We start from the raw sequence: 10174 nt of genomic DNA, 5'->3' as shown, positions 1-10174 counted from the left end.
GGCTTGGTAGGCCATTACCCCACCAACTACCTAATCCAACGCGGGCCGATCCTTCTCCGATAAATCTTTCCCCATAAGGGCGTATACGGTATTACTCCCAGTTTCCCGAGGCTATTCCGTAGAAAAGGGTACGTTCCCACGCGTTACTCACCCGTCCGCCGCTAGATCCGAAAATCTCGCTCGACTTGCATGTGTTAGGCCTGCCGCCAGCGTTCGTTCTGAGCCAGGATCAAACTCTCAAGTTGAAAGTTCCGAAGAACTATCCTTGACAAAAGAACCTTGCACATCTGCCTCCTGCGCCTAAGCAGGAGGTCATCCCTGCTTGTCGTTCCACTCGCGTGAACCGTCAAACAGTGAAGCTGACACCTGGATCATCGAGGTCTCCCCCTACCAGGCCGATATGCAAACTTCTCAGTCGAAAAACGACCAGACCGCCCGCATATCCCTTCAGATATCTCGTAATGTCAAATAGCAACGGAAACAAAAGCACGGAAAAGGCGTAAATCTTAACGCCGCATCCGCTCAGCTATTCCCTGATTTCCCTAGCAAAAGCAACCAAAGCAGCCCCGCCAGACCCGTTCAACCGTCCCCGGCGTCTCGGTGAGCGGGTATCTACGGCCCAACAAAAATACCCGCAAGACTAAAAATGAAAAAAGATGACAAGAATATATTAAGATATTGAAAATATAAGGTAAATTGAAATCGCTTCTGATGGGCTTCGTCTGCCCCCTTGGCCACAAGGCTTCAGAGCGTGCCCACGCTTGGCCCGGATCGAGGCCGTTTCCTCAGTAAACGCAGGGAAAGCAGCAGCAGAATCGCAGCCAGCCACCCCAAAGGCCAGGATTGCCAGACCTTCAACGCCCAAAGCCAATGGACCGCCGCCAGAACCGCCGCTGGGTAGATCAGCCGGTGCAGGCGCCCCCAGTTCCGGCCCATGCGGCGGATCGACCAGCGATTCGAGGTCAGCGCAAGCGCAAGCAAGCCCAGGAAGGCCGACATGCCAAAAATCAGATAGGGCCGCTTGATCACGTCGCGCAGGATCTGGCTCCAGAGAAGGCCCATGTCGAAGACCACCCAGGCAGCCAGATGACAGGCCGCGTAGGTAAAGCAGATCAGCCCCAAAGCCTGGCGAAAACGGATCAGGTTCAGCCGCGTCAGACGCAGAAGCGGCGTCACCGCCAAGGTTGCGATCAGGAAATAAAGCGCCGTGCGGCCCAGCCGATGCTCGATATCGCGAACCGGCTCGACCCCCAGACGGCCAGCCAGCGTATCTGCCAGCAGCAAGACCAAGGGAACCAGCCCCGCCAGCCAGATCACCCAGACGGGGATCCGGCGCAGGATCCGGTTCAGATGCGAGGTCATCAATAGAACTTTCGCAGATCCATGCCGGCATAGAGACCCGCAACCTGATCGCCATAGCCGTTGAACATCAGCGTTTCCTGACGGCCTCCGAACAAGCCCGCGCCGATGCGCCGTTCGGTCGCCTGACTCCAGCGGGGATGATCGACCTGCGGGTTCACATTGGCATAGAAGCCATATTCGTTGGGCTGAAGCTCTTGCCAGCTGTTCAGCGGCTGCTTCGCGGTCAGTTCGATCGCGACGATCGACTTGATCGACTTGAACCCATATTTCCACGGCACGATCAGGCGGATCGGCGCGCCGTTCTGATTGGGCAGCACCTGACCGTAAAGCCCCGTGGCCAGAATCGTAAGCGGATGCATCGCCTCGTCCAGGCGCAGCCCCTCGGTATAGGGCCAGTCGATAATGCGCGAGCGCTGCCCCGGCATCTGGTCCGGGTCCTTGAGCGTGCGAAAAGCCACATATTTCGCGCCCGGTTGCGGCCCGACCTTGCTCAGGACCGAGGCCAGAGGCACGCCAAGCCAGGGAATCACCATCGACCAGGCTTCGACGCAGCGCAGGCGATAGATCCGCTCTTCAAGCGCGGAATCCGGGGCCAGATCCTCGACCCCATAGCTGCCGGGACGGTCCACCAGCCCACTGATCTGAACCTGCCAGGGCACGGTCTTCAGCGTGCCGGAATATTCCGCCGGATCGGTTTTGCCAGTCCCGAACTCATAAAAATTATTGTAGTTCGTGATGTCCTTGAAGCTGTTCGGCTGCTCATCCGTGGAATAGGCCGAGGACGTTCCCGACAGACCCAGGGCAGGCCCCGCCAGACTGGCCGCCGCCGTGGCCAGGAAGCCGCGGCGGCCAAGATATTGCGCCCGAGGCGTGACATCCGACCATTTCAGTTTCATCCCGACCTCCTGACCGCCCCAAGGGGCGATAGGCAGATGATGCGCCGAACTGGGCCGCGCTGGGGTGAATTTCCCGTGATGGGATCAGGTGGTCACGTCCGGGGCGTCGCGGCCGGTGAACTCGCGGATCAGCGCGATTTCCTCGGCGGCGGCGATGACCGGGGCCAGCGCCTCCTCGACCGGCAGGTCGTGGCGGGCGGGATCGGCCTCGAACCGTTCCAGATAGACGCGCAGCGTCGCCCCCTCGGTTCCGGTGCCCGACAGGCGCAGCACCACGCGCGAGCCATCCGTGAAGCTGATCCGAATGCCCTGGTTCTTCGAGACCGATCCATCGACCGGATCGTGATAGGCGAAATCATCCGCCGATTCGACCGCCAGGCCCTGGAACTTCTGGCCGGGCAGGTCGCCGGCCGTGTCGCGCAACCGCTGAACCAGCGCATTCGCGCGCTCGCTGGGGACCGCCTCGTAATCATGGCGCGAATAGTAGTTGCGGCCATATTCCTTCCAATGCGCGGCCAGGATCTGGCTGACCGGCTCGATCCGGCGGGCCAGGATGTTCAACCACAGCAGCACCGCCCAAAGCCCGTCCTTTTCCCGCACATGGTCCGAGCCGGTGCCGGCGCTTTCCTCGCCGCAAATGGTCACGCGCCCCGCATCCAGCAGGTTGCCGAAGAATTTCCAGCCGGTCGGCGTCTCATGGATTTCGACCCCCAGCTTCTCGGCAACGCGGTCGGCGGCGCGGCTGGTGGGCATCGAGCGCGCGATCCCCGAAAGCCCCTTGGCATAGGCGGGCGCCAGCGTCGCATTCGCGGCCAGCACCGCCAGACTGTCCGAGGGCGTCACATAGACCCCGCGCCCGACGATCATGTTGCGATCCCCGTCGCCATCCGAGGCGGCGCCGAAATCCGGCGCGTCCTCGGCGAACATCGCATCCATCAGATCCTTGGCCCAGACCGGGTTCGGATCGGGATGGCCGCCGCCGAAATCGGGCGAGGGCGTGCCGTTGACCACCGTGCCCTTGGCCGCGCCCAGGATCCCCTCAAGGATCGCGGTGGCATAAGGCCCGGTCACGGCATGCATGGCGTCGAAGCGCATACGGAAGCCGCCGATGAAAAGATTGCGAATCGCGTCGAAATCGAACAGTTCGCCCATCAACTGGGCGTAATCGGCGACGGGATCGACCACCTCGACCGTCATACCGGCCAGATCGCTTTCGCCCAGTTGCGACAGATCCAGGTCCGCCGCCTCAAGAATCTTGTATTCGGTCAGTTCCTTGGTGCGGGCAAAAATCTTGTCGGTCACGGATTCCGGCGCCGGGCCGCCATTCGCGCCGTTGTATTTCATGCCGAAATCCTCGTCGATGCCGCCGGGATTGTGGCTGGCCGACAGGATCACGCCGCCATCGGCGCCGCGCTTGCGGATCAGGTTCGAGGCGGCGGGCGTCGAAAGCAGCCCCCCCTGCCCCACGATCACGCGGGACGCGCCGCCGGCGGCGGCCATGCGCAGGATCACCTGCACCGCGCGGTCGTTGAAATAACGCCCGTCGCCGCCCAGAATCAGGGTCTTGCCCGTAACGCCCCCGATGGCGTCAAAGACCGATTGCGTAAAGTTCTCCAGATAATGCGGCTCCATGAAGATCTTGGTCTTCTTGCGCAAACCCGATGTGCCGGGCTTCTGCCCCTCGATCGGTTGCGTGGAAACGGTCAGGATGCGCGTCATATCTGGCCTCTGGTTCAAGCAAGCTGTGGCGCGATCATGCATGTTTTTTGGCCTGTTGCCATGGGCATCAGCATGTCCGGGCCAAAGAGGCGCCGAAAGAAGGGGGGCGGCCGCCTTGCAACCGCCCCCCTTTATCAATGCAGCGGCACGCGCGGCCCCTCTTCCCCGGCGGTGCCCAGATGCACGCCCGAGATGCGGTTGCCCACGACCAGCCCATCCGGCCCGGCGCCGACATGCACGGTCTGGCCGTCCAGCACCTCGCCCGACAGGATCATCTCGGCCAGCGGGTTTTGCAGGCTGCGCTGGATCACCCGTTTCAGCGGGCGCGCGCCGAAGACCGGATCATAGCCTTCATCGGCCAGCCATTTCGTCGCATCCGCATCCAGGTCCAGATGAATGTTGCGTTGCGCCAGACGGTTCTCAAGGCCCCAAAGCTGGATCTTGACGATCCCGTCCATGTTCTCGCGCGTCAGGCGGTGGAAGATGATGATCTCGTCCAGCCGGTTCAGGAATTCGGGGCGGAAATGCGCCCTGACCGCATCCATCACCTGCGTTCGCGCCTGGCTCGAATCGGCCCCCTCGGGCAAGGCGCTCAGCGCCTGCGCCCCCAGGTTCGAGGTCAGGATGATCAGCGTCTGCTTGAAATCCACCGTCCGGCCCTGCCCGTCGGTCAGCTGGCCGTCGTCCAGCACCTGCAACAGCACGTTGAACACGTCCGGGTGCGCCTTTTCGACCTCGTCGAACAGGATCACCTGATAGGGACGGCGCCGCACGGCCTCGGTCAGCGCGCCGCCCTCATCATAGCCGACATAGCCCGGAGGCGCCCCGATCAGCCGCGCGACCGAGTGTTTCTCCATGTATTCCGACATGTCGATGCGGACCATCGCGCTGTCATCGTCGAACATGTATTCGGCGATGGCCTTGGTCAGTTCGGTCTTGCCGACGCCGGTTGGCCCCAGGAACAGGAAACTGCCCAGCGGTCGTTTCGGATCGTTCAGCCCGGCGCGGGCACGGCGCACGGCATTGGCGACCGCCGTTACCGCCTCGGACTGGCCGATGACGCGCTTGCCCAGCACTTCCTCCATCTTCAGAAGCTTCTCGCGCTCGCCTTCCAGCATCTTGCTGGTGGGAATGCCGGTCCAGCGTTCGACCACCTCGGCGATCTGCTCGGGGCGGACGGCCTCCTCGACCATCGGGCCTTCGTCGGTGCCCTCGGATTCGGCCAGCTTCTTCTCCAGCCCCGGAATGATGCCATAGGAAAGCTCACCCGCGCGGGCCAGATTGCCCTCGCGCTTGGCCTGATCCAACTCGGCGCGGGCTCGGTCGAGCTGTTCTTTCAGATTGCGCGAGCCTTCCAGCTTGTCGCGCTCGGCCTGCCAGCGCGCGGTCATCGTCGCCGATTGCTCTTGCAGTTCCGAGAGGTTTTTTTCCAGCTTTTCCAGCCGGTCCTTGCTGGCGGCGTCGTCCTCTTTCTTCAGCGCCTCGGCCTCGATCTGCATTTGCAGGATCTGGCGGTCCAGCGCATCCAGTTCCTCGGGCTTGCTGTCAACCTCCATGCGCAGCCGGCTCGCGGCCTCGTCCACAAGGTCGATGGCCTTGTCGGGCAGGAAACGGTCGGTGATATAGCGATGGCTCAGCGTGGCGGCAGCGACCAGCGCGGCGTCGGAAATCCGCACCCCGTGGTGCAGTTCATACTTCTCCTTGATGCCGCGCAGGATGCTGATCGTGTCCTCGACCGTGGGTTCCAGCACCATCACGGGCTGGAAGCGCCGGGCCAGGGCCGCGTCCTTTTCGATATACTTGCGGTATTCGTCCAGCGTGGTGGCGCCGACGCAATGCAACTCGCCCCGCGCCAGCGCGGGCTTGATCAGGTTCGCGGCATCCATCGCGCCATCGGTCTTGCCGGCACCGACCAGGGTGTGAAGCTCGTCGATGAACAGGACGATCTCGCCGGCCGCGTTCTCGATCTCTTTCAGGACGGATTTCAGCCGCTCCTCGAACTCGCCGCGATATTTCGCGCCGGCGATCAAGGCGCCCATGTCCAGCGCCCAAAGCTGCTTGTTGCGCAGCGATTCGGGCACGTCGCCATCCACGATGCGCAGCGCCAGCCCCTCGGCGATGGCGGTCTTGCCGACGCCCGGCTCGCCGATCAGCACCGGGTTGTTCTTGGTGCGGCGGCTCAGCACCTGCATGGCGCGGCGGATTTCCTCGTCCCGGCCGATGATCGGGTCGATCTTGCCGTCCGCCGCCGCCTCGGTCAGGTTGCGGGCGTATTTCGACAGCGCCTCATAGCTGTCCTCGGCCGAAGCCGTGTCGGCCGTGCGGCCCTTGCGGATGTCGTTGATCGCGCCGTTCAGCGCCTGCGCGGTCACCTTGCCCGCCGCCAGCGCGTCGCGGGCATTGGTGTTGACCACGGCAAGCGCGTTCAGGATGCGCTCGGCCGGAACGAAGCTGTCGCCGGCCTTCTTGGCCAGCTTCTCGGCCTCGTCCAGGACGCGCACCATGCTGGGATCGACATAGACCTGCCCCTGGCCGCCGCTGACCCTGGGCTGTTTCGCCACCGCCTGATCGACGGCCTGCCGCACCGCCTGCGCATCGCCCCCGGCGCGCGCGATCAGGTTGCTGGCGAACCCCTGGTCGTCGTCCATCAGCGCCTTCAGCAGATGCTCGGGCATCACGCGCTGGTTTTCCTCGCGGATGGCGATGGTCTGGGCGGCTTGCAGGAAACCGCGCGAGCGTTCCGTGAATTTTTCCATATCCATATGAAAATCCTTTCCTAGCCCCCGCTTTGGACCGCCCGCAATGGCGCGGCCCGGCTCGGGTCCTGCCTGTCAGATGGGCAAGACCGAACGGGGTTTCAAGACACCCGGTTCCCCCCTATAAGCGGACCGTTTGTCGCAGGGGGATAGCATGGATGACCGTCTGATCGTGGCGCTGGATGTGCCGAATGCACTGGCCGGGCTGGAACTGGCCGAAAGGCTGGGCGACGCCGTGAACTTCTACAAGATCGGCCTGGGGATGCTGACCGGCGGCGGTCTGGCGCTGGCCAATGAACTGAAACAGGAACACGGCAAGCGCATCTTCCTGGACATGAAATTCTTCGACATCGGCGCCACGGTTCAGGCGGCGGTCCGGGGGATCGCGCAATACGACCTGGATTTCCTGACCGTGCATGGCGACCCGCATGTGGTGCGCGCGGCGAAGCAGGGGGCCGCGGGCTCGGGCCTGAAAATCCTGGCCGTGACCATCCTGACCTCGCTGGACCGGGCCGACCTGGATGCGGGGCTGATCGTGCCGGGCGATCTGGCCGAGATCGTGCAGACCCGCGCCGCCCGCGCGCTTGAGGCCGGCGCGGATGGCGTCATCGCCAGCCCGCGCGAGGCCGCGCTGATCCGCGCCCTGCCGGAATCGGCGGGCCGGCTGATCGTGACGCCGGGCGTGCGCCCCGCCGGCGGCGACGCGGGCGATCAGAAACGGATCGAGACCCCGGCCACCGCCATCGCCAACGGCGCCGACCATATCGTCGTGGGCCGCCCGATCTGGCAGGCCGCCGACCCCCGCGCAGCCGCCCAGGCCATCCTGGCCGAACTGCCCTGACCGCCTTTCCTGGGGCTCAGGCCCGGACCGGATCGGGGCGGCAACCCAGCACCTGCGCCACGCGTTCGCGGAATCGCGGCACGGCGCGGGGGTGGGCAACGAAGCGCGCGACCGCCATCATGCGCCAGCCCTGCCCCTCATCGCCGAAGCGGATGGCGGCAATCTCGGCGGGCCGGATAACGCCCTGGAACAGCCATGTCTCGCGCCCCTGATCGGTCAGGAAGCGATGCGGCGCCAGCCGGACGGGCGGCAGGCGCAGGCCGAATTCCTCGTGAAGCTCGCGCAGCGCGCAGGCGATGGGCGTCTCGCCCGGCTCGGCTCCGCCGCCGGGCAGATCCCAATGGCCAGGAAAGGGAATCGTGTCGAAATCGTCGCGCAGAAGCGTCAGCAGACTGCCCGAGCAGGTCAGCAACAGCTTGGCGCCCAGGAAATCAGCGGTCGTCATTGATGTCGCGGGTCCAGATCCGCACATCCCCGCGCGAGGCGCCGAAGATCCGACGCAACAGCGCCCAGGCCAGCGCCGAGAAAAGCGCCGCGACAACCAGCGTCAGCGGCAGGCCCGCGCTCCAGATCCCGGCCAGCAGCAAAAGGCCCATCGCCCCGCAAGCCAGCGCGGTGCCCAGGAACAGCCAGCCCGGCAGCACCATCTCAAGCGCGGCCAGAACCAGCGCAGCGACGATCCACAGCCAGCCCTGCGTCACGGCTTTTTCGTCCCGAACAGCTTGAACGCATCCCCCAGCGCCTCGGCGGCCGAGGCGGGCAGGATGACAGTCTGCCGACCCTGACCCTTGCCCAGTTCGGCCAGGGTCTCGACCTGTTTCATCGCCACCTGATATTGCGCCGCCTCGGTCCCGCCGCCGCGAATCGCCTGGGCGATGGCGCTGGTGGCATAGGCTTCGGCATCGGCCAGGATGCGCTTTGCCTTGGCGCGCTGCTCGGCGGCGTAAAGATCGCCGTCGGCGGCCAGTTCGACCGCGCGGCGCTTGCCCTCGGCCTCGGTCACCTGGGCGCGGCGGGCGCGCTCGGCGTTCAACTGTTGCAGCATGGCGGCACGGGTGGCCTCATCCAGGTTCACGTCCAGGATCTCGGCCCGCGTCACCTCGATACCCCAGTCGTCCACGACATTGGCCAGCGATTCCCGGATGCGGTCGATCAGGCTGGCGCGGTTCGATTGCACCTGATCCAATTCCATCGTGCCGATTTCCGAACGCACGATCCCCGCCACCGTGGTCGCGATGGCCGCGTCGATGTCGCGGATGCGATAGACGGTCTTTTCCGGCTCGGTGATGCGGTAGAACACGCTGGTCTCGACCTGGACCAACACGTTGTCGGCGGTGATCGCGTCCTGCCGGTTGGTCGGCAATTGCCGTTCCAGGACCGAGATCTTATGCGCCACCCGGTCCAGCAGCGGCACGGTAAAGTTGATCCCCGGCCCCAGCACGGCGCGCAACCGGCCGAATCGCTCGACGACGTATTTCTCGGATTGGGGCAAGATGCGAACGGCGCGGCTGACGGCCAGCAGGATGACCGCCGCGAGCACGATCAGGGCCAGGTTCCGGCCGATCAGGTCGGCGATCTGTTCAGGCATGAAAATCCTCGGTGGAAAGATCCCGTCTTGATCATTCGGCGGCGATGGCGGGGCCGCAGGCATCGGGGCGCAGCCGCGCCAGACGCGCCACGATACGCGCGAAGCGGGCCGCGAAGACCTCGAAATCGGCACAAGGCTCGATTCGGCGCTCATCCATATAAAGCGAGCGGTCCAGTTCAAGCTGCACCACATGGAGATTGCGCGTGGGCTTGCCATAGGCGGCCGTGATATAGGCCCCGGAAAAAGGCGAGTTCCGCCGCAGCCGGAAGCCTTCGCCCGTCACCGCATCGGCGACCGCCGCCGTGATCCGGGGCGAAGCCGAGACCCCGTTGCGGTCCCCCAGCACGAAATCGGGGCGCGGGCGCGGCAGATGCGCCAGCGCGTCGCGCGGCATGGAGTGCATGTCGATCAGGATGGCGCCGCCGAAACGGGCCAGCGCCTCGTCAAGCAGCGCGCTCAGGGTCTGGTGATAGGGATGCCACAGGCGCCGGATGCGCTGGTCCGCCTCTTCGCGGGCGATGGGCCGGTCATGAATGGCACGGCCATGCGAGACGACGCGGGGAATCACCCCCAGCCCCGCCATGATGCGCGGCGACATGACGCGCGGCGCGGCGCCGGCGACCACCAGCGGGTCCATCTCATCGGGGGCGCGGTTCAGGTCCACGACGCAACGCGGCACGTTCGCGGTCAGCACGACCGCGCCATGGTCGCGCGCGGGGGCGATCAGCCGGTCCACGAAGGCATCCTCGGACGAGCGCAGATGATGCGGGTCAAGCCGCGATTCGGCCAAAAACCAGTCGGGATAGATTCGTCCCGAATGCGGCGAGGCAAAGATCACCCCGCCCTGCCATTCAGCCGGTCTGATCAGGTCAAAGGTATTGCCTTCAAGACTCATATCCGGGTTTTCCCCAAGGAACGGAAAAGGCTGGGCGGATTCTGCCGGGCGGGATCACGATGTTTATAGCTTAAGATGCGATCACGCCAAGAGCGTTGAAACAGGGGTTGCAAGCCT

At 64.6% G+C, this 10174-nt stretch carries 9 protein-coding genes and 1 rRNA gene; 1 reads left to right on the top strand and 9 read right to left on the bottom strand.

Annotated features, from left to right (window positions below):
- The 5 genes from QM682_RS16620 to clpB all read right to left on the bottom strand — a co-directional run.
- Positions 1 to 245, bottom strand: a 16S ribosomal RNA gene (locus QM682_RS16620); the annotation flags it as partial.
- Positions 246 to 744: 499 nt separating this feature from the next.
- A complete protein-coding gene (gene msrQ, locus QM682_RS16615) occupies positions 745 to 1362 on the bottom strand; it encodes a protein-methionine-sulfoxide reductase heme-binding subunit MsrQ (RefSeq protein ID WP_415131728.1) in 618 nt (205 codons plus the stop codon).
- Positions 1362 to 2258: a protein-methionine-sulfoxide reductase catalytic subunit MsrP gene (msrP, locus tag QM682_RS16610; RefSeq protein WP_415131727.1), complete on the bottom strand. Its 897-nt coding sequence runs from the start codon at positions 2256 to 2258 to the stop codon at positions 1362 to 1364. The genes msrQ and msrP overlap by 1 nt, the downstream gene beginning before the upstream one ends.
- 84 nt (positions 2259 to 2342) lie before the next feature.
- Positions 2343 to 3977, bottom strand: a complete 1635-nt coding sequence (locus tag QM682_RS16605; protein ID WP_415131726.1) for an alpha-D-glucose phosphate-specific phosphoglucomutase — start codon at positions 3975 to 3977, stop codon at positions 2343 to 2345.
- Positions 3978 to 4111: 134 nt separating this feature from the next.
- Entirely contained in the window at positions 4112 to 6739 is a 2628-nt protein-coding gene (gene clpB, locus QM682_RS16600) for an ATP-dependent chaperone ClpB (RefSeq protein WP_415131724.1), read from the bottom strand.
- A 148-nt stretch (positions 6740 to 6887) separates the two neighbouring features.
- Here clpB and pyrF point away from each other — a divergent pair, with 148 nt between their 5' ends.
- Positions 6888 to 7574, top strand: a complete 687-nt coding sequence (pyrF, locus tag QM682_RS16595) for an orotidine-5'-phosphate decarboxylase (RefSeq protein ID WP_415131722.1) — start codon at positions 6888 to 6890, stop codon at positions 7572 to 7574.
- Positions 7575 to 7590: 16 nt separating this feature from the next.
- On the opposite strand, the gene QM682_RS16590 is transcribed toward pyrF, so the two are convergent.
- Genes QM682_RS16590 through QM682_RS16575 form a run of 4 tightly spaced genes read right to left on the bottom strand, consistent with a single transcriptional unit; the run spans position 7591 to position 10057 of the window.
- On the bottom strand, positions 7591 to 8019 hold the full coding sequence (locus QM682_RS16590) for an NUDIX hydrolase (protein ID WP_415131720.1): 429 nt from the start codon (positions 8017 to 8019) through the stop codon (positions 7591 to 7593).
- Positions 8006 to 8275 (bottom strand): NfeD family protein, encoded by a 270-nt coding sequence (locus QM682_RS16585; protein WP_415131718.1) that lies wholly within the window; start codon positions 8273 to 8275, stop codon positions 8006 to 8008. The genes QM682_RS16590 and QM682_RS16585 overlap by 14 nt, the downstream gene beginning before the upstream one ends.
- Positions 8272 to 9162, bottom strand: a complete 891-nt coding sequence (locus QM682_RS16580; RefSeq protein WP_415131716.1) for an SPFH domain-containing protein — start codon at positions 9160 to 9162, stop codon at positions 8272 to 8274. The genes QM682_RS16585 and QM682_RS16580 overlap by 4 nt, the downstream gene beginning before the upstream one ends.
- Positions 9163 to 9193: 31 nt before the next feature.
- Positions 9194 to 10057 (bottom strand): N-formylglutamate amidohydrolase, encoded by an 864-nt coding sequence (locus tag QM682_RS16575; protein ID WP_415131714.1) that lies wholly within the window; start codon positions 10055 to 10057, stop codon positions 9194 to 9196.
- Between the last annotated feature and the right edge of the window lie 117 nt (positions 10058 to 10174).

The organism is Paracoccus sp. (in: a-proteobacteria), assembly GCF_047605025.1.
Lineage (GTDB): Bacteria > Pseudomonadota > Alphaproteobacteria > Rhodobacterales > Rhodobacteraceae > Paracoccus.
Note: the sequence above shows the minus strand (reverse complement) of the source record. Positions and strands in the feature narration are given on the sequence as shown.

Excerpts from the sequence above, each read along its gene's own strand:
- QM682_RS16605 (WP_415131726.1), bottom strand. The coding sequence starts at position 3,977 with ATGACGCGCATCCTGACCGTTTCCACGCAACCGATCGAGGGGCAGAAG.
- msrP (WP_415131727.1), bottom strand. The coding sequence starts at position 2,258 with ATGAAACTGAAATGGTCGGATGTCACGCCTCGGGCGCAATATCTTGGC.
- QM682_RS16580 (WP_415131716.1), bottom strand. The coding sequence starts at position 9,162 with ATGCCTGAACAGATCGCCGACCTGATCGGCCGGAACCTGGCCCTGATC.
- pyrF (WP_415131722.1), top strand. The coding sequence starts at position 6,888 with ATGGATGACCGTCTGATCGTGGCGCTGGATGTGCCGAATGCACTGGCC.
- QM682_RS16575 (WP_415131714.1), bottom strand. The coding sequence starts at position 10,057 with ATGAGTCTTGAAGGCAATACCTTTGACCTGATCAGACCGGCTGAATGG.
- QM682_RS16590 (WP_415131720.1), bottom strand. The coding sequence starts at position 8,019 with ATGACGACCGCTGATTTCCTGGGCGCCAAGCTGTTGCTGACCTGCTCG.
- msrQ (WP_415131728.1), bottom strand. The coding sequence starts at position 1,362 with ATGACCTCGCATCTGAACCGGATCCTGCGCCGGATCCCCGTCTGGGTG.
- clpB (WP_415131724.1), bottom strand. The coding sequence starts at position 6,739 with ATGGATATGGAAAAATTCACGGAACGCTCGCGCGGTTTCCTGCAAGCC.